17 protein-coding genes are annotated in these 17,846 nt (G+C 67.8%); 3 read left to right on the forward strand and 14 right to left on the reverse strand.

Annotation, left to right across the window (positions count from 1 at the left end; genetic code table 11):
• Nucleotides 1–28: 28 nt before the first annotated feature.
• Nucleotides 29–571 (reverse strand): 16S rRNA (guanine(966)-N(2))-methyltransferase RsmD, encoded by a 543-nt coding sequence (gene rsmD / locus AC59GX_RS03060; protein ID WP_497300789.1) that lies wholly within the window; start codon nucleotides 569–571, stop codon nucleotides 29–31.
• The gene (locus AC59GX_RS03065) at nucleotides 571–2,151 is read right to left on the reverse strand and encodes a pseudouridine synthase (RefSeq protein WP_426281042.1); all 1,581 of its coding nucleotides are present in this window, start codon (nucleotides 2,149–2,151) and stop codon (nucleotides 571–573) included. Before AC59GX_RS03065 ends, rsmD begins: the two co-directional genes overlap by 1 nt.
• A gap of 120 nt (nucleotides 2,152–2,271) precedes the next feature.
• Between AC59GX_RS03065 and AC59GX_RS03070 the strand changes: the two genes are divergently transcribed.
• Both AC59GX_RS03070 and AC59GX_RS03075 read left to right on the forward strand, forming a co-directional pair.
• A complete protein-coding gene (locus AC59GX_RS03070; protein ID WP_056060487.1) occupies nucleotides 2,272–2,703 on the forward strand; it encodes a response regulator in 432 nt (143 codons plus the stop codon).
• Nucleotides 2,704–2,755: 52 nt separating this feature from the next.
• Nucleotides 2,756–4,126 carry an AmpG family muropeptide MFS transporter gene (locus AC59GX_RS03075; protein WP_426281041.1) on the forward strand — a complete coding sequence of 457 codons (1,371 nt, stop codon included), beginning with the start codon at nucleotides 2,756–2,758 and terminating at the stop codon, nucleotides 4,124–4,126.
• Here the strand turns inward: AC59GX_RS03075 and AC59GX_RS03080 are convergent.
• From AC59GX_RS03080 to AC59GX_RS03125, 10 genes are all read right to left on the reverse strand, one after another.
• Nucleotides 4,116–4,592 carry a DUF6628 family protein gene (locus tag AC59GX_RS03080; protein ID WP_244186687.1) on the reverse strand — a complete coding sequence of 159 codons (477 nt, stop codon included), beginning with the start codon at nucleotides 4,590–4,592 and terminating at the stop codon, nucleotides 4,116–4,118. The two genes, AC59GX_RS03075 and AC59GX_RS03080, sit on opposite strands and share 11 nt — an antisense overlap.
• 68 nt (nucleotides 4,593–4,660) lie before the next feature.
• A complete protein-coding gene (locus AC59GX_RS03085) occupies nucleotides 4,661–5,980 on the reverse strand; it encodes a bifunctional folylpolyglutamate synthase/dihydrofolate synthase (protein WP_426281040.1) in 1,320 nt (439 codons plus the stop codon).
• Nucleotides 5,981–6,096: 116 nt separating this feature from the next.
• Nucleotides 6,097–6,948: an acetyl-CoA carboxylase, carboxyltransferase subunit beta gene (accD, locus tag AC59GX_RS03090; RefSeq protein WP_497300792.1), complete on the reverse strand. Its 852-nt coding sequence runs from the start codon at nucleotides 6,946–6,948 to the stop codon at nucleotides 6,097–6,099.
• Nucleotides 6,945–7,757: a tryptophan synthase subunit alpha gene (gene trpA / locus AC59GX_RS03095; protein WP_426281038.1), complete on the reverse strand. Its 813-nt coding sequence runs from the start codon at nucleotides 7,755–7,757 to the stop codon at nucleotides 6,945–6,947. The genes accD and trpA overlap by 4 nt, the downstream gene beginning before the upstream one ends.
• A gap of 124 nt (nucleotides 7,758–7,881) precedes the next feature.
• A complete protein-coding gene (gene trpB, locus AC59GX_RS03100; RefSeq protein ID WP_426281037.1) occupies nucleotides 7,882–9,123 on the reverse strand; it encodes a tryptophan synthase subunit beta in 1,242 nt (413 codons plus the stop codon).
• Between the two features lie 97 nt (nucleotides 9,124–9,220).
• Nucleotides 9,221–9,853, reverse strand: coding sequence for a phosphoribosylanthranilate isomerase (locus AC59GX_RS03105; protein ID WP_426281036.1), 633 nt, complete (start codon nucleotides 9,851–9,853; stop codon nucleotides 9,221–9,223).
• A gap of 64 nt (nucleotides 9,854–9,917) precedes the next feature.
• Complete coding sequence (gene pyrF, locus AC59GX_RS03110; RefSeq protein WP_426281035.1) at nucleotides 9,918–10,592, reverse strand: orotidine-5'-phosphate decarboxylase; 675 nt, start codon at nucleotides 10,590–10,592, stop codon at nucleotides 9,918–9,920.
• On the reverse strand, nucleotides 10,589–10,936 hold the full coding sequence (locus tag AC59GX_RS03115; protein ID WP_426281033.1) for a hypothetical protein: 348 nt from the start codon (nucleotides 10,934–10,936) through the stop codon (nucleotides 10,589–10,591). The genes pyrF and AC59GX_RS03115 overlap by 4 nt, the downstream gene beginning before the upstream one ends.
• Before the next feature lie 84 nt (nucleotides 10,937–11,020).
• Nucleotides 11,021–13,309 carry a patatin-like protein gene (locus tag AC59GX_RS03120; RefSeq protein WP_426281032.1) on the reverse strand — a complete coding sequence of 763 codons (2,289 nt, stop codon included), beginning with the start codon at nucleotides 13,307–13,309 and terminating at the stop codon, nucleotides 11,021–11,023.
• A 48-nt stretch (nucleotides 13,310–13,357) separates the two neighbouring features.
• Entirely contained in the window at nucleotides 13,358–14,083 is a 726-nt protein-coding gene (locus AC59GX_RS03125) for an endonuclease/exonuclease/phosphatase family protein (RefSeq protein WP_056486827.1), read from the reverse strand.
• Between the two features lie 170 nt (nucleotides 14,084–14,253).
• Here AC59GX_RS03125 and AC59GX_RS03130 point away from each other — a divergent pair, with 170 nt between their 5' ends.
• Nucleotides 14,254–15,708: a L,D-transpeptidase family protein gene (locus AC59GX_RS03130; RefSeq protein WP_497300795.1), complete on the forward strand. Its 1,455-nt coding sequence runs from the start codon at nucleotides 14,254–14,256 to the stop codon at nucleotides 15,706–15,708.
• A gap of 133 nt (nucleotides 15,709–15,841) precedes the next feature.
• Here AC59GX_RS03130 and AC59GX_RS03135 read toward each other — a convergent pair whose 3' ends face one another.
• Nucleotides 15,842–16,267 carry a DUF4112 domain-containing protein gene (locus AC59GX_RS03135; protein WP_056060449.1) on the reverse strand — a complete coding sequence of 142 codons (426 nt, stop codon included), beginning with the start codon at nucleotides 16,265–16,267 and terminating at the stop codon, nucleotides 15,842–15,844.
• A 5-nt stretch (nucleotides 16,268–16,272) separates the two neighbouring features.
• Nucleotides 16,273–17,757, reverse strand: a complete 1,485-nt coding sequence (locus AC59GX_RS03140; protein ID WP_426281029.1) for an ABC transporter substrate-binding protein — start codon at nucleotides 17,755–17,757, stop codon at nucleotides 16,273–16,275.
• Between the last annotated feature and the right edge of the window lie 89 nt (nucleotides 17,758–17,846).

Consider the following 17,846-nt stretch of genomic DNA (forward strand, 5'->3'; position numbering starts at 1 on the left):
TCTCCCGCCTTGGCGGGAGAGCATTCTTTTACGCGGACACTGGCCGCAAGAGCGTCAGCCGCGCCTTGCCGTGCACGCGTGTGGCGTCGACCTCGAAGCCGGCGAGTTCGACGACTTCGGCCTTTGCCGTCTCCAGGCTGATCCACGTCGCCGGTCCGACCCAACCCAGCCGCGACAATCTGTCGAGCGCGACCAGTCCGGCACCGGTGTTGTAGGGCGGATCCATCAGGATCACGTCGAGCGGCGCCGGCGCGGGCCCGAGCGCCATCACCGACGTCGCGCGGACGTCACCGCGGATTTCCAGCTTGGCGAGGTTCGACTTCAGCGCGTCGACCGCCAGCTTGTCCGATTCGACGAACATGCACGTCCCCGCGCCACGCGAGAGTGCCTCGATCCCCAGCGCGCCCGAGCCTGCGAACAGATCGGCAACCGCCAACCCCTCGAAGCTTCCGACGCGACTGGTCAGCATCGAGAACAAGGTCTCGCGCATCCGGTCGGCGGTGGGACGGGTGGTGTCACCCTTGGGCGCGGCGATCTGACGGCCGCGGTACAGTCCTGCGATGATCCGCATCAGCGCTTCCCTCCACGTGGTGCACGGGGCGGATGACCGCGCCCTCCCGACGGACCCTTGCCGGGTGCAGTAGGACGAGTGCCGCGTTCAGGCCGCGCCGGGCCCTCCGAACGCACGGGTCGTGGCTCGGCACCCGGACGCCCGCTGGCACTCCGCGCCGCGCGCTTGTCGAGCGAACTGCGCCCCCGCGAATCGTCCGCCTGCGGACGGAAGCCCCGCGGTTGCTCCTGACGCTGCGCCGTAGCACCAGCGCCGACTCGCGACGGCGCAGCGCGCTCCCGCGGTGGCTTGGCGGCGCGGAAATGCTTGATCTTGGGGCTCGTGCTCAGTTCCTCGCCGCGATCCGCACGCTCCTGCCGCACGTACGGCTTGGACGTCTCGCCACTCGTCGGCCGGGCGTGATGCGTCCCCGTCGGCCGAGCAGCATTCCGCACATCAGGCCGCGCCCAGGGATCGTTGACGTCGCCGCGCTGCATCGCCGCGGTCGGACGGATCCGCTCCGGACGGGCCGGTCGCGAAGGCCGATCGGTCGGTACCGCGCCGCTCGAAAAGCCCGAGCTTGCAGGCGCCGCATACGGACTACGAACCGGCGCACGCACGCCAGTAGCAGGCCGCGCGCTCGAAACCGGACGCGCACCCGGTGCAGGCCGTGCCGTCGGCGCAGGCCGCGGCGCGTTGCTGCCTCGCTGGCTGGACCGCGCGCCGATCCCGGCCCCCGCACCGGCACTCGCGCTGATCCCGATGTTCGCGCGCGCACCCGGACCCTCGGGTCGACCCTTGGCCAGTTCCTTCTGGAACGCGACGACGTCGTGCTGGAGCACTTCGCCGATCTGCCCTGGCGGCAGGTCGCCGAGCACGAACGGGCCGTAGCGCGTGCGGATCAGCCGCGAGACCTGCAACCCAAGATGCTCCAGCACGCGGCGGACTTCGCGGTTCTTGCCCTCGGTCAGGATCATTTCGATCCAGACGTTCGCGCCAGTGCGCCGCTCGATATTCGCGTTGATCGAGCCGTAGCGGACGCCTTCGATCTCGATACCCTCGATCAGTTCCTCGAGCTGCGGCTGCGTGATGTTGCCGTAAGCGCGCGCGCGATAGGCACGCTCGACCCCGGTCGCGGGCAGCTCGAGCTGGCGCTTGAGCCCACCATCTGTGGTCATCAGCAACAGCCCCTCGGTGTTGAGATCGAGGCGGCCGACCGGCACCAGCCGCGGCAGATCCTGCGGCAGGCGGTCGTAGATCGTCGTACGGCCGGCGGGATCGCGCTCGGTGACGAGCAGCCCGGTCGGCTTGTGATACAGGAACAGCCGCGCCGAACTCGGAGCCTCGACCGAGTCGCCATCGACCGTCACGCCGTTGAGGTTGCGCAGGATCGTCGCCGGCGTGTCGAGAATGCTGCCGTTGAGCGCGACGCGCCCCTCGGCGATCATCCGCTCGATATCGCGGCGCGAGGCGATCCCGGCGCGGGCGAGGAGCTTGGCGATACGGTCGCCCTTGATCGGTGCGGTCGGCGTTTCGGGGGAGGTTGCGGGCGCGTCGTTCGACGGGCTGGCAGTCGGGTTATCGTCTTTTGAAGTCGTCATGGCGCGGCTGATACTATGGATCGGCGCTCAGCGCGAAAATATTTGCGACCGTTCGTGCGGCGGTGCGTTAGAACTCGCGAGCGTAACGACCTTTCGTTCGCGTCCGGGGGCCTTTCGGCAATGTTGTTCGGGAAGAAGAAGCGGCAGATCGTCCGGCTTTTGGTGGTCGAGGACGAACCGCTGGTCGCGTTCGATACCGAATATTTCCTGACCGATGCGAAGTTCACGATCGTCGCGACGATCGACCGGGTCGCTGAGGCCTTGCCGATCCTGGCGAGCGACACGGTGATCGATCTGGTGCTGGTCGACGTGAACCTCGCAGACGGCTCCGGCATTGACGTCGCACGCGCGGCACAGGCCCGGGGCGTGCCGGTGATGTTCGTGACGGGAAGCTGCCCGGTCGAGGCGACCACGCTCGCCGCCGGCTGCATGGCCAAGCCCTATATGCCGCGCGACCTGATCGCGGCGATCGAAGCGATTGAGGCGATGCTCGGTGGCGGCAAGCCGACGCGCGTGCCGTCTGGCTTCACGTTGTTTCCGCGGACGGCGTGACGCTGGTCTGCTAACGTCTTCCCTCGCTCGGACAGCGCGCTATGGTTGGCGCATGTCCACCGATACCGTAGCCCCCGATCCTGTCGAACGCCGCTCCGTTCTGGCCACGCTCGCACCATATCTTCGGCCGAGGCCGATCGCCGCGTTGTTGCTCGGCATATCGAGCGGCTTTCCGCTTGCCCTGTTGCTCGGGACGATGGGCTATTGGCTCTCGAAGGTCGGTATCGACAAGAAGACGATCGGGTTCGCGATCGGCCTGACCACGCCGTACACGCTGAAGTTCCTGTGGGCGCCGTTCATCGACCGGTTCGAAATCCCGGTGCTGACCCGCCTGGTCGGACAGCGACGCGCGTGGCTGTTCGTGGTCCAGGCGCTGTTGTTCGGATCGGTCTGGATGCTCGGGTTCAGCGCGCCGCAGGAGCATCTCGGCGTCTTCGCGTTCTGGGCGATCGTCACCGCGTTCCTCGGCGCAACCCAGGACATCGTCATCGACGCCTATCGGATCGAGATCCTGCCCGAGGACGAACTCCCGCACGGCACTGCCAACAACCAGTTCGGCTACCGCCTCGGCAATCTGGCTGCAGGCGTCGGCACGATCGCGATCGCCTCGTCCGAAGGCCTCGGGCTAGGCTGGGCGCTGGGCTACGGCCTGACCGCGTTCTGCGTCATCCCCGGCGCGCTCGCCGCTCTTTGGGCCGGGCGAGGCCTTCACGATCGCGTGCTGGCCAAGCAGCCGCACGAGACCGGCGGGCGCTGGCTCGAAGATACCATCATCGGCCCGTTCCGCGAGTTCTTCCAGCGGCGCGGCGCAGTGCTCATCCTCCTGTTCGTGCTGATCTACAAGCTCGGCGACGCAATGGGGCAGGGGATGCTCAACCCGATGATCGTCGAGCTCGGGTTCAGTGACACCGAATTCATCGCGATCAACAAGTTGGTCGGGTTCTGGGGGCTGATCGTTGGCACCGCGCTCGGTGCACCGTTCATGGCGTGGCTCGGTCTCGGCCGCGCGCTGTTCGTCTCGGGTGTGCTGATGATGCTGAGCAACTTCACCTTCGTGATCCTCGCTTGGCACGGCCATTCGAACACGTGGCTGACGATCGCGGTGGCGACGGAGCAGGTGACCAGCGGGATCGGCCTGACCGTGTTCGTGACGTATCTCTCGGGTCTGTCGAACCTGGCCTACACAGCGACCCAGTTCGCGCTGCTGTCCTCGTTCGCCGCGGTCGGGCGGACGTGGCTAGCGGCCCCTGCCGGCTATGCGGCCACCGCGCTCGGGTGGCCGGGGTTCTGGATGCTGACGATGGTCGTCGCGATCCCCGGCCTCGTGCTGTTGTGGATCCTGTGGCGGCAAGGGTTCGTGGTCGAGAGCGTCCGGCGGGCGCGCGCAGACGAAACCCCGGACGCACCCGCCGCTATACCGTGATCGGGCGACCCTCGTCGGCGAAGGCGGCTGCGACAGCGGCGGCGCTGGCGAGGACGCCGTCGATGCGGCGGACGCCGAGCAGGTCGGCCATCAGATAGCGTGCGATCTCGGGCGCGGTCTCGACGCGCGCGAGCACCGACAGCATCGCCGATTCCGCCGGCGTCATCCGTGCGCAGCAGCACGGGGCGATCGCGATCGTACCCGCCGAGGTGCCGGCAAGGTCCGCCATCAGCGCCCTCAGCAGGACCAGCGGGCGACGGAAGCCTTGCCCAAACGCAGTGAACATCGTGTGCGAAGCGCGGGCATCGGCGAGCCCGTGTGCGCCCATGCGCCGCATCGCGAACAAGGCGATTCGCGCGTTTTCACAAGGCGGTAGCGCATGGGGCAGCAGCGAGGTCGCGCTGGCGATGGTCTGTGTCGAGGCGGCCGTCGAGTTGGTCGTCGAATTGGGGCGGGTATCGGTCATTCACGCGACTCCGTGGTGGTGACCACAACGTCGCGTGTTGGTTATTGATAGTCAATAGCAATAAGAGCTCAGTCCGGCGGTTGGTCGTTTGCGTCGAGCACTTCACCGGCAAGGTAGAGCGAACCTGCGATCAGCACGAGTTGCGGCTGGTCGGTTTGCGCGGCGATCGAAGCTAGCGCTTCACTGGGCGTGGCGGCTGTTCCTGCGGTCTTTCCGAACGATCGGGCGAGCATCGCGAGGGCCTCGGGCGCGTGATGTGCGTGGCCGGGGACGGGAATCGCGATAACGTGGCCGACCGAAGGCGACAGGATGCGGATCACGGCGTCCGCATCCTTGTTCGCGAGCATGCCCAGGATCAGCGTTACCGGGCGGCCCTTGGCGAGCGTCCTCAGCGCGCGCGCGACGGGTTGTGCGGCGTTGGGATTGTGTGCGCCGTCGAGCCACAGCTCGCTGCCGTCGGGCAATTGCGCGAGCAGCGGGCCATCCGACAATCGCTGCATGCGCGCGGGCCAGTGCGCCCAGTCCGCGGCGGCGCGCATCGCGGCTTCGGGAACGTGCAGCGCGCCCTGGTGACGAAGCATCGCGATCGCGAGCGCAAGGTTGCGCGACTGGTGCGCGCCGACGAGCCGGGGGCGGTTGGTGACGACCGAAAAGCCGGTATCCTCGTAGCGAACGGTCGAGCGTGCGGTCTCGCTCGTCCAGGCGGTGCCCCGGGCGAACACTGGAGCGCCGGCGGAATCGGCGACCGCGGCGATCTTCGCGCGGAGGGCCTTGGGATAGTCCATCGTGACGAGCGGCACACCGGACTTGGCGATGCCTGCTTTCTCGCCGGCGATTTCCAGCAGCGTGTCGCCGAGGAACGACTGGTGGTCGACGCCGAGCGCGGCGATGCCGGTGACGACGGGGTTGGGAATGACGTTGGTCGCATCGAGCCTGCCGCCGAGACCGACTTCGACGATCGTCGCGGCGGCGGGCGTGCGGGCGAAGGCGAGGAAGGCGGCGGCGGTGGTGACTTCGAAGAAGCTCGCCTGGAGGTCGGCGGCGTGGTCGAGCACTTCCGACAGCAAGGCGGCGAGCAGGTCGTCTTCGATCAGCGATCCGGCGAGGCGGATGCGTTCGTTGAAGCGGACGAGGTGCGGCGAGGAATAGACGTGGACGCTGTGGCCTGCGGCTTCGATCGCGGCGCGGAGGAAGGCGCAGGTCGAGCCCTTGCCGTTGGTGCCGGCGACGTGGAACACCGGGGGGAGATCGAGGTGCGGGTCGCCAAGGCGGCTCAGGAGTGCGGTGATGCGCTCCAGTCCGAGAATGTCCGCGCCTGGTGACAGCGCGGTCAATCGGTCGAGCTGCGCTTGCACTGCGGGGGACGAGGACGTCGCGTGGTCGGGCATTCTTCTAGGCTCCCTCTCCCCTCCGGGGAGAGGGCTGGGGTGAGGGGCAGTTCCGAGCGCCGCGTCTGTGGCTACCCTCACCCCGACCCTCTCCCCGGAGGGAGAGGGAGTAGAGATTACGCGGCCTCGCGCGCGCTGAGATACCCGATCACCGTACCGAGCTGCTCGCGCAGGTCCTTGCGGTGGACGACCATGTCGATCAGCCCATGCTCGAGATAATATTCGCTAGTCTGGAAATCCTCGGGCAGCTTCTCCCGAATCGTGCTCTCGATCACGCGGCGCCCGGTGAACGCCAGTGTCGCCTTCGGCTCCGCGATCTGCACGTCACCGAGCATCGCATACGCCGCCATCACGCCGCCCGAGGTCGGATCGGTGAGCACGACGATATACGGCAGGCCGGCGTCGTGGAGCATCTGGATCGCGACCGTGCTGCGCGGCATCTGCATCAGGCTGAGGATGCCCTCCTGCATGCGCGCGCCACCACTCGCGGTGAAGATCACATAGGGCACGCGGTCCTCGATCGCCGCCTCGACGCCGCGAACGAACGCCTCGCCGACGGCCAGGCCCATCGAGCCGCCCATGAAGCCGAAATCCTGCACGCCGACGACGACACGGTGGCCGTCGATCGCGCCGCGTGCGTTGATCAGCGCGTCCTGCTCGCTGTTGTTGGTCCGCGCCGCCTTGAGGCGATCGGTATACCGCTTCTGGTCGCGGAACTTGAGCGGATCCTCGGGCACTTTCGGTGCAGGGAGTTCGCTGCAGCTGCCCTCGTCGAACAACTGCGCAAAGCGGATCTTCGGCCCGATGCGGTCGTGGTGATCGCATTTCGGGCAGACGTACAGATTGTCCTCGAGCTCCTTGGTAAAAACCATCTGCCCGCAGCCCTTGCACTTGTGCCAGAGATTCTCGGGCGTCTCGCGCTTCGCGACGAAGGGCAGGACGTTGCGGACGCTGTTCAGCCAGCTCATGCGGATACTTTCCTTGCGCTCGCGACGGCGTCGGCGAGAGACTTGATATAGGCGCGGACCGGTTCGGCTGCAGCGGCACCGTGTTGCGCGACCAGTTCGACGATCGCCGAGCCGACGACGACGCCGTCGGCGACGCGGGCGACATTGGCCGCCTGCTCAGGCGTGCGGATGCCGAAGCCGACCGCGATCGGGATGTCGGTCTGTGCCTTGAGGCGAGCGACTGCGTCCTCGATCGAGGATTGCTGCGCCTGCTGGAGACCGGTGATGCCGGCGACCGACACGTAATACAGGAACCCGCTCGCACCGTCGAGCACGGTCGGCAGGCGGGCAGCGTCGGTTGTGGGCGTGGCGAGGCGGATCAGGTCGATCCCGACGGCACGCAACTGCGGACCGAGCGCATCGTCCTCTTCGGGCGGCACGTCGACGCAGATCACGCCGTCGACGCCAGCGTCGGCAGCCGCCTGCGCGAACCAGTTCGCGCCACGCCGGAGCATCGGGTTGCCATAGCCCATCAGCACCAGCGGCACGTCCGGATGCCGCGCGCGAAAGGCGGTGGCGGTGGCGAGGATGTCCGCGGTGCGGGTCCCTTGCGCGAGGCTGCGGATGTTCGCAGCCTGGATCGCCGGGCCGTCGGCCATCGGATCGGTGAACGGCATGCCGAGCTCGATCGCATCCGCCCCGCCCGCGACGAGCGCGTCGAGGATCGGGCCGGTGGCCTCAGTGGTGGGATCGCCCGCGGTCACGAACGCGACGAGCGCGGCACGGCCAGCGGCGGCGGTGCGCGCGAAAGTGGCGGCGAGGCGGCTCACAGCTCCCCTCCCGCTCGCGGGAGGGGGTGGGGGAGGGGCTGACATAGCCGCACAGTTAAGGTCTGAGGAGCGAACAGGCCCTCCCCCGACCCCTCCCGCAGGCGGGAGGGGAGCAGAAGTGCGATCATATCGCCACCCCGAGTGCTTCGGCCACGGTGAAGATGTCCTTGTCGCCACGGCCGCAGAGGTTGGCCAGGATGATCTGGTCCTGCCGCATCTCGCGGGCCTTCTTCGTCACCGTGGCGATCGCGTGGCTTGGCTCCAGCGCGGGGATGATGCCCTCGGTCCGGCACAGCAGCTGGAAGGCGTCGAGCGCCTCGGTGTCGGTCGCGCTGTCATACTGGACGCGGCCGATATCGCGGAGCCACGCATGCTCGGGGCCGATGCCGGGATAGTCGAGCCCGGCCGAGATCGAGTGCGCCTCGGTGATCTGGCCGTCCTCGTCCTGCAACAGGTAGGTCTTGTTGCCGTGGAGCACGCCCGGGAAGCCGCCCGCGAGGCTGGCGGCGTGTTGCTTGTCGAGCCCGTGGCCCGCTGCCTCGACGCCGAGCATCTGCACGTCGGCATCGTCGAGGAACGGATGGAACAGCCCGATGGCGTTCGAGCCGCCACCGATCGCCGCGACCAGCATGTCGGGGAGGCGACCGACGCGCGACAGCATCTGCGCGCGCGCCTCGGTGCCGATCACGCTCTGGAAATCGCGGACCATCTCGGGATACGGATGCGGACCGGCGGCGGTGCCGATGATGTAGAAGGTGTCGTGGACGTTGGCGACCCAGTCGCGCATGCCCTCGTTCATCGCATCCTTCAGCGTGTGCGCGCCGCTCGTCACGGGGCGGACTTCGGCGCCGAGCAGCTTCATGCGGAACACGTTGGGCGCCTGACGCTCGACGTCCTTGGCACCCATATAGATCACGCAAGGAAGGCCGAAGCGCGCGCAGACCGTAGCGGTCGCGACGCCGTGCTGGCCCGCGCCTGTTTCGGCGATGATCCGGGTCTTGCCCATCCGCATCGCCAGCAGGATCTGGCCGATGCAGTTGTTGATCTTGTGCGCGCCGGTGTGGTTCAGCTCGTCGCGCTTGAACCAGACTTGCGCGCCCATGCCCTCGGCGGCGGACTCGCGAAGTGCCTCGGTAAGGCGCTCGGCGTAGTAGAGCGGGCTGGGGCGGCCGACATAATGTTCGAGCAGGTCGTCGAACTGCGCCTTGAAGGCGGGGTCGGCCTTGGCCGCGCGGTACGCCTCGTCGAGTTCGAGGACGAGCGGCATCAGCGTCTCGGCGACATAGCGGCCGCCGAAGTCGCCGAAATGGCCGCGCTCGTCGGGCTGGGCGCGGTAGGAGTTGGGGGCGAGGGTAGGAGCGTTCATGCTGAGCGCTTTAGCACCTCGGTACGGTGCGCCAAGCCCTTGTATCCCCGTGAAGACGGGGATCCAGTCTGGGCACCCGCCTTCGCGGGTGAACAACTCAGGCGGCGACCGCCCTGAGGAACGCCGCAATCTTTGCTTCGTCCTTGGTGCCCGGTTCGTTTTCCACGCCTGAGGACACGTCGACCAGTTCCGCCCCTGTCCGACGAATGGCCTCTGCCACGTTCGCAGGATCGAGCCCGCCGGAGAGCGCCCAGGGCAGCGGATGCCGGAACCCGTCGAGCAAGTCCCAGTCGAACCGCAAGCCCATCCCGCCGGGCAACGCTGCCGAGTCCGGCGTCTTCGCGTCGTACAGGATGCGATCGGCGACTCCGACGAACCCGTGCGCCGCATCGAGATCGCCGCGCGTACGAACCGCGACCGCGACCCAGGTCTCGATCCCGAACTTCGCGCGGATCGCGGCGACGCGTGGCGGAGACACCTTGTGGAGTTGCAACACGTCGAGCGCCGCCGAGCCGACCGCCTGTTCGAGCATGTCGTCCTCGGGATCGACGAACACGCCGACCTTCGCGACGTGGCGCGGTACGCGTGCGGCGAGTTCGGCGGCTTTCGCAAACGTCACGTGGCGCGGGGACGCGGGGAAGAACACGAACCCGACATGGCTCGCCCCGTGCTTGATCGCGGCGTCGAGCGTGGCGGGGGTGGAGAGGCCGCAGATCTTGGCGGTGGTCATTCGCGTTCCTTGGGGGAGCAACCCGCCCCGTCATCCTGACGAAAGTCAGGATGACGGGGCGGGCTTATAGCGTCGCGCCGATCGCGCGGGCTGCGATGTCTGGGTCTTCGGCTTGGGTGATCGGGCGACCGACCACGAGGATCGAGGCGCCGGCGTTCATCGCCTGGCGCGGGGTTACGACGCGCTTCTGGTCGCCGATTTGGCCGTCGGGCAGGCGCACGCCGGGCACCACGAAGAACCCCTTCGGCCAGATCGCCTTGGCCGCCGCAACCTCTGCGCCGGAACACACGATCCCGTCGACCCCCGCCTCGCATGCGAGTTCGGTGAGCCGCGAAACCTGGTCGTGCGCGTTGCCAACGACGCCGGTCGCGGCGAGATCGGTCGCGTCGAGGCTGGTCAGCATCGTCACCGCGATCACCTTGGTGCCGAGCGGCGCTGCGGCCTTCGCGTCCTCCAGCATCGCCCGCCCGCCACTCGCATGCACGGTCAGGATCGCCGGCTTCAGCGCGCCCAACGCCTGCACCGCCTTGGCCACGGTGTTCGGGATGTCGTGGAGCTTCAGGTCGAGGAAGATCGGCAGGCCGAGTTCCGCCATCGCATGCACGCCGGACTGGCCGTGCGCGCAGAAGAATTCGAGCCCGAGCTTGATCCCGCCGACATGGTGGCGGACGCGCGTCGCCATCGTCTTGGCACGGGCGAGGTCGGGCGTGTCGAGTGCGACGTAGATCCGGTTGCTCACAGGAGCGACCCCGGCGGCGTAGCGGTCGGCGTGCCAATCGGCGCGATCGTTGCGGGAGTCTCGGCGGGCACGAACGCCACCGGTTCCGGCCGCGGCGTGCGCAGGTCCAGCAGCTCGCGCTCGCACGTCGACAGCCGCTGGCGCAGCCGCCACCGGATCGCATGATTGTAGAGCATCGTCGGCACGAACCCGATCAGGAACGTCACGAACAGCAGCAGCGGCAGGTTCACGTCCGCGATCAGCCCGCCCCAGAGCTGGATTTGGACGGCGTTCCAGTTGCTGATGGTGAAGACCGCGGCGATGAACGCCAGCAGGCACCAGAACAGGATTTTCAGGAACTGCATGCGGCGACCCTCTTTTGTGCTCCAATCGCGTCGAAACGCCCTCGGAAATGCAGAGCTACCGCCACATCGGCGTTTTGGCCAGCTTTAGCCGATTTCCGTCCGCAACTGCGCGATCAGCGGCAGGATCGCGGTGAGCCGTGGCTCCTCCTCGTCGAGGATCGCAAGGAACGCGGCGCGCTTGATCGCCGCGACGCGACCCGGCTTCATCCGCACGGTCGACGGCAGCGTCGAGACGGTGATGTCGATCATCCGCTCCGACCCGTGCAGCCGCCCCCAGAGATAGTCGTTCTCGCGGTAGGCACGGCTGAAGAACGCGCCGAACGTCCCGAACTGGATCCCCTTCAACGTCGCCTCGGCGCCGCCGGAGCGGATCGAGGTCGCATCGTCGGGCGCGATCCGGTCGACCTTGATCGGATCGAACTCGTCCAGCCCTTCGCCCTGCAGCAGCGGCAGCGTCGCGGTATCGAAATACGGAAAGCCGAGATACGCCAGCAACAGCGTGCGCCGCGTCGGCTTGGCGAGTGCGGCGAACGCCTCCGCCAGCCGCTGGTCGGTTTCTGCATCGAGGCGCTCCAGGTCGAACGTCCGGCCGAGCGTATCCAGCACCGCGGTCGAATCGCCGCGCATCGCTCGCACCGCATCGTGCAGCCCGGCATGCATCTCGGCGCGCAACCGATCGAGATACGGCGACAGTGATTCGTAGATCGCATCACGCATCGGCCCCAGTTCCGGCTCGTCGGCGGCGGTCTCAACTTCCGACAGGCGCCGCGCCATCAGCCGCAGCCGACGAATACGAAAGCCGATGTCGAACGTCCGCAGGAACGCGATCGACGCGGCACTTGCGCCGCCCGCATGCCCCGATCCGAGCTGATCCGCGCCCGAGGCTGCGACATGCGCGACGATCGCCGCCCGGATCTGTGCCAGCCGCTGCGGGCGGTGGTGCTCCCCGGCGTCGAACAACAGCAGCGCCAGCGTCTCGATCACCGCGCTGCGTTTCAGATGGCCGTACGCGACGAAGCCATAGCCCGAACTGACAGCGGCGGCCTTCTGCGCACGACGCCGCCACGCGATCAGCCGCGGCGCGGTCGGCCGGTCGAGGAACAGAGTGTGGCCGAACAGCGATTCGACGTCGGCCTCCACCTCGGGACGGATTGCAGTAAGGATCCCGCGCATCCGGTCGATCCGCGCCGAGCGTTCGGCGATCGCCTCGAGGTTGTCGCGGATCGGTTGCTGGCGGGGAATGTCGCTGATCGCGCCGATGATCGTCTGGAAGAAGCCGGGCGTCCCGCCGCCGCGGTTCAGCCGCAGCTTGATGTCGGGAGAGGGGTCTATGTAGATGAAGCGCCGGTCGATCTGGCGCCGCGCCGGCCGTTCCTTGAGCGCATCGAGCGCGGGCCGAAACGGCGCGTTGGCGAGCACTGAGCCGTCGATCAGCACCGCGCTCTCCGCCGCATTGGCCGCCGTATGACGCGGCAGCACGCGCGCGAGGAACGCGGGGCGCTCCGGCCAATGGATCGCGCGATCCTTCAGCACGCCGTCCAATTCGGCCACGGTAAACGGCGGGAACGCACCCGGAAAGCTCGACGTCGCGCGCGCCGCGAACGCCAGTTCCGCAGGTGGCGCGAGCGTGTCGCATGCGCCGCCATTGTCGGTGAAGTCGACCACCAGGCGATGCTCGGTTTCGACCACTTCGGCGGGTGAATTGAGTTGCAACCGCTCGGGGTGCCCGGAAAAGTCGGTGACCGTCACGAACAGGTCGAGCGGCTGGCCCGGCGGCAACAGGCGAGGCCCGCGTTCGCTTGCCGCCATTGCGTCGAACGCGTCGAGCAGCAGGTTGGTGAACGTCTTCCCGCCGAACGGCGGCTCGAACCAGCGCGAGCGGATGAAATGCGACAGCTTGGTCCGCACCTCTTCACGCGTCGGATCATCGAGCGCGTCGACCTTGTCGGTGCTCCGCCCCGCCGCCATCCACGCGAGCGGCATCGCCCACGCCTTAGAGAACCGCGATTTGGGTGCTGCCTCGGTATCGATCAGTGCCTCGACGTCCGCCGATGTCATCCACAGGTCGGTGAGCGGGTCTAGGCTTTGCCCGGTCGCGATCGCCTGCGCGAGGAAGATGCCGTTGATTCCGCCCGCGCTGGCGCCTGCGATGATGTCGGCGAGGACGCGGACGCGGATCGCGCCATGCGCCTCGATCTCCTGGAGCAGCGCGTGATACACGCCCTCGCTGCCGCCCTTCGGCGTGTCGCCGTCGTGGAAGGCGCGGCTGGCGCAGACGAGGCGCCAAATCTCCTTGGTGATGCCGTGCATGTAGACCGCAAGGCTGATCCCGCCATAGCAGACGAGCGCCAGTCGCAGTTCCTTCTCGCGCATTCTACATCCTCATGCCGACATGATCGCTCGGGCGTGATCGCTCGGGGTTTATCCGGTGGCGCCGGTTCGGTTCGTCGGTGTCGTTGGCTCCAGGATAGCCCAGATCGGCAGGTGATCCGAGGCTTTCCGCGCCGCCGGGCTCGCATGCACGCCGCACTCGACCACGTTCAAGTCCGACGACACCATGATCCGGTCGAGCCGAGCGACCGCGCGCCGCGAATGGAAACTCGCCCCGGTCTCCGCGAATGCATAGTCGCGGCCGAAATCGCGCAGGCAGCCGGCGCCCGCACTCCATTCGTTGAGATCGCCCATCATCACCGTCGGATGCGCCTGCGCGCAGGTATCGACATGGTTCATGATCGCGGCGGCCTGCTTGCGCCGCCACAGGCCGGACAGATCGAGATGCATGCCGAGCACGCGGAGCATGCCGCCCGCGAACTGGACATCGGCCATCACTGCACCGCGCGGTTCGAGCGAGGGAAGGTGGAGCGGTTCGCTATCGACCACGCGCGCTGACTTGCGGACGAGAATGACGTTGCCGTGCCAGCCCATGCTGAGCGCGCGCAGGCCGAAGTCGACCGGCTTCCAGTCGCTATGCTCCTCCAGCAGGTGATGCGGCAGCACGCAGGCCTTGGCCCCGAAACGCCTGTCCGCCTCCTGCAGCGCGATCACGTCCGCATCGATCTCGCGCAGTACCTCGACCACGCGTTCGGGATTGCGCCGACGGTCGAGCCCGATGCCCTTGTGAATATTGTAGCTGGCGACCTTGATCATGCGTGGGCCCTATAACGCGACGGGCGCGATCCGGGTTGCAGAATGACGGTGCGTGACATGCAAAAGGCACGGGCGGTCGATCTGGTGGAAGAATTACGTCTCCGCTCCTCCGTCGTGGAGCGGAGACCGACACCCGAGCGTTGTATGTCCAGATTGTGGGGGAATTGCTGGTGCGTCTTGGTTTGATCGGTGCATCGCTGCTGGCGATGACGTGTGCACTCTCGGCGTGCGAGGTGAAGACGACGACCGCCTCGAACACGCAGCAGCCCGCGGCGGCGGCGGCTCCGGCGGCTGCGTCGACCGGGTGGACCACCACCACCGCCGGGCAGTTGCGCAAGGCGATCGCGGCGCGCGGCGCTCACGGCCTCGACCGGATGAGCTTCGATGCGAGCGCGCAGCCCGGTGCAGGCGACGACGCGTTGACCAAGGCTGCGCTCGCATACGGCAAGGCGCTGTCGCAGGGCGCGACCGATCCGACCAAGTTGTTCGACGTCTACACCGTGCCGCGCCCGCAGGTCGATCTCGGCCGTGGCCTCGCTGCGGCGCTTCAGGCCGGCGACGTCGGCAAGTGGCTCGCCGGACTGGCGCCGCAGGACGAGAATTACGCGCGCCTATCGAAGGCCTATCTCGCGACGCCGAAATGGGAGCAGACGCCGGCGTCCGCGATTCCCGACACGGGCAAGCAGATTAAGCCGGGCGAAGCCGATCCGCGCGTGCCTGCGATCGCGCATCAGCTCGTCGTGTTCGATTATCTCGACAAGGCAGCGGCGCAGGGCGACCGCCTGACGCCGGCGATGATCCTCGCGATCAAGAAGATGCAGGCGGATTACGGGATCAAGCCCGACGGCATGATCGGCAGCGCGGCGCTCGGCATCCTCAATTTGTCCGATGCGGACCGCGCACGCGCGATCGCGGTCAACATGGAGCGGCTCCGCTGGCTCGATCGCAACGCGCCGACGACGCGGATCGACGTCAATCTCGCGGCGGCCCGGCTGAGCTATTGGCGCGACGGCAAGCTGGTCGACAGCCGCAAGGTCGTGGTCGGCGAGCCCGACAAGGAAACGCCGCAACTCGGGTCGCCGATCTTCCGCCTCGTCGCCAATCCGACCTGGACGGTGCCGCGCTCGGTCGAGAAGAAGGAGATGGCGGGCAAGGGCGCCGGGTATCTGCGCGCCAACAACCTTGCGTGGAAGAACGGCTGGCTGGTCCAGCAGTCGGGGCCGAAGAACTCGCTCGGCCTCGTCAAGTTCGACATGTCCAACGAACACGCGATCTACCTGCACGACACGCCCGCAAAACAGCTGTTCGCCGAGATTCAGCGCCAACGTAGCCATGGCTGCGTCCGCGTCGAGGATGCGCTCGGGTTCGCCGAGCTGCTCGCGAAGGACGAGGGTGTGACCGATCAGTGGCATGCCGCCCGCGCGACCGGCAAGGAGACGTTCGTCAAGCTGCCCAAGGAGATACCGGTGCGTCTGTTGTACCAGACCGTGCTGTTCGACGACGCCGGCGAGCCCGTCATCCGCGCCGATCCCTATGGCTGGAACGACCGCGTCGCGGTCGCGCTGGGGCTTGGAACGAGTGCGAGCTACAAGCCGGCGGCGCGTGATGCGGATGTCGGGCCGTAACGGCTACTCTAACTCGTCCGTCGTTGAGTCATCCCCGCGCAGGCGGGCATCCATATTGGCTGACATCGGAAATTTCTCGCAAAGCCAGCCAGTATGGGTTCCCGCCTTCGCGGGAATGACGGTGGGTGGTGAGCTACCCCTGAAGCGTCGTCGTCGAAGGATAATGCTTGTCAAGATGGCGCTTGATGATCCGCAAGTTGCGCGTGTTCGAGCGGAAGAAGAAGTCGGGAATCGCGCCGACGAACGGGATCATCCCGAACGCCCAGTCGATCCCGACATTGCCGAACATCCGCGCCATCTGAATCTTCGACATGCCGATGTTGCGCGCTTCCCAAGCCATCCACGCGCCCACTGCCGCCGCGATCGTGCTGCCGGCGAACGGGATGAGGTCCAGCACGACGTCCATGCCGACCTTGCGGTTGGTGCCGGGGATGACGAACAATCCCTCCATCACGCGCTCCATCGCCTCGACCCGGCGGCGCACCGACAGCGCGTCCTTGCCGAGCGGCAGCGTCTGGAAGATCTCGCCGGGGGCGATGCGGGTGGTGCGCGGGTTCATCGACCCTAGTTGGTATCGGCGCGCAACCGGTTCAACGGGTGCCACGCGCGGGTGTTCGCCTGCCACTGGCTGAGGCGTGTGGAGACCAGCGACCAACGCAAGGGCCGCGCCAGCGGGATGAACGCCACGTCCTCGTTCATCGCGGCATCGGCGGCCGCGATCCTGGCGCCGCGTTCGGCCAACGTCGGCGCCTCGCGTGCCGCCTCCAGCGCCGTTCGCGCCGCATCGCCGCACGCGACGCAGGCCGCCGCCAAATACCAGCGCGCGCTGTCATAGGGCGCGACCGCATCGACCAGCTTCAGTTCGGCCGCGTCGTCGATCCCGACTCGCCGGGGGACGATCCCGATCGCCATCAGCGACGCCGCGACCTGCGCATATAGCAATGTCGCCCCCGGCCCGGTGGGCAGCGCGACCCGCAGTTCGATCGGTCCCGGAATCTGCTGTTTCCAGCCTGCGACCCTCTGGCGCGCGGCGGCGCGACGTTCGTCCTGCGTCAACAGCGTCCATGCCGGCACCTGTGGCAGCGAGGCGGAATCGAGAATATCGGGCAGGATACGGTCCGCCGGGTCCCAGTTCGGCGCGACCGCCGCCGTCACCGCCGATCGATCGATCGCCTGCGACACGGCGGCGCGGTTGGCGGCATCGGCCAGGAACCCGTCGCGCCGGACGATCGCCAGTCCGAACAGCCCCACCGCCGGATCGACGCGGATGTTCGCCGGCGCGATACTGGTCATCGCGAGCAACGGCCAGTCGACGAAGCTGCCCCCGCTCACCAGATCGGAGTCGCGATTGGCGAACCGCGCGATCGCGCGCGCCGCACGCTCGCCGATCAGCCGAACGTCCTCCTGCGGCTTTGCCTCGCGCTGGTCGTCGGGATCGGCTTGGCCGGGATCGAACGCCGGGCGCAGCAACGGTGCACGACCGCGATGTGCCACGCGGAACGGTCCGGTCCCGCCGGTCGGACGCAGCCGCAGCAGCGCGAGTTCGGGTTGCGCGAACAGCTTCAGCAGGTCGGGGCGGGGCCGTGACAGCCGCACCTCGATCACCTGCGGGGTCATCACGACGATCTCGTCGATCGCGGTCAGGAAGGGGGCGAGCGGATTGCGTGCGCCCGCCGCCGCCCGTGCGGTATCGGGGCCGCCGATCTGTCGCCGGAGCATCGTCACCACCTGCTCGGCGGTGACTGGCGTACCGTCGCCCCAGTCGCCCTCGCGCAGGCGGAAGATGTAGCTCATCCCGCCGTCGATCACGATCCAGCGCTCGGCGATTCCCGGCTCGATCTGCCCCGCGGCATCGAACCGCACCAGCCCCTGCGCGGTCGAATCCATCAGCAGGCGGGCAGGGGTGTCGAGTGCGACGCGGCTGGCATCGGCGACGTGCGGGACCCCGCCGATCGCGCTGACCACCACTGCGCCGGTATCCGGCCGCCGATCGCACGCGGCGAGCACCCCGCACCCGGCGAATAGCGCGACGCTCGCCGTAAGCCGCAAGCGTCGTCTGCGTTTAGCGCCCGGTCGCAAACCGGGTCGACCGCCTGAATCCGATCGCAGCACAAGAATCTGGTGGATCGTCGACGTCA

The sequence above is a fragment of the Sphingomonas sp. 320_CC genome (assembly GCF_059691795.1).

Excerpts from the sequence above, each read along its gene's own strand:
- rsmD (WP_497300789.1), bottom strand. The coding sequence starts at position 571 with ATGCGGATCATCGCAGGACTGTACCGCGGCCGTCAGATCGCCGCGCCC.
- AC59GX_RS03065 (WP_426281042.1), bottom strand. The coding sequence starts at position 2,151 with ATGACGACTTCAAAAGACGATAACCCGACTGCCAGCCCGTCGAACGAC.
- AC59GX_RS03070 (WP_056060487.1), top strand. The coding sequence starts at position 2,272 with ATGTTGTTCGGGAAGAAGAAGCGGCAGATCGTCCGGCTTTTGGTGGTC.
- AC59GX_RS03075 (WP_426281041.1), top strand. The coding sequence starts at position 2,756 with ATGTCCACCGATACCGTAGCCCCCGATCCTGTCGAACGCCGCTCCGTT.
- AC59GX_RS03080 (WP_244186687.1), bottom strand. The coding sequence starts at position 4,592 with ATGACCGATACCCGCCCCAATTCGACGACCAACTCGACGGCCGCCTCG.
- AC59GX_RS03085 (WP_426281040.1), bottom strand. The coding sequence starts at position 5,980 with ATGCCCGACCACGCGACGTCCTCGTCCCCCGCAGTGCAAGCGCAGCTC.
- accD (WP_497300792.1), bottom strand. The coding sequence starts at position 6,948 with ATGAGCTGGCTGAACAGCGTCCGCAACGTCCTGCCCTTCGTCGCGAAG.
- trpB (WP_426281037.1), bottom strand. The coding sequence starts at position 9,123 with ATGAACGCTCCTACCCTCGCCCCCAACTCCTACCGCGCCCAGCCCGAC.
- AC59GX_RS03105 (WP_426281036.1), bottom strand. The coding sequence starts at position 9,853 with ATGACCACCGCCAAGATCTGCGGCCTCTCCACCCCCGCCACGCTCGAC.
- AC59GX_RS03115 (WP_426281033.1), bottom strand. The coding sequence starts at position 10,936 with ATGCAGTTCCTGAAAATCCTGTTCTGGTGCCTGCTGGCGTTCATCGCC.
- AC59GX_RS03120 (WP_426281032.1), bottom strand. The coding sequence starts at position 13,309 with ATGCGCGAGAAGGAACTGCGACTGGCGCTCGTCTGCTATGGCGGGATC.
- AC59GX_RS03125 (WP_056486827.1), bottom strand. The coding sequence starts at position 14,083 with ATGATCAAGGTCGCCAGCTACAATATTCACAAGGGCATCGGGCTCGAC.
- AC59GX_RS03135 (WP_056060449.1), bottom strand. The coding sequence starts at position 16,267 with ATGAACCCGCGCACCACCCGCATCGCCCCCGGCGAGATCTTCCAGACG.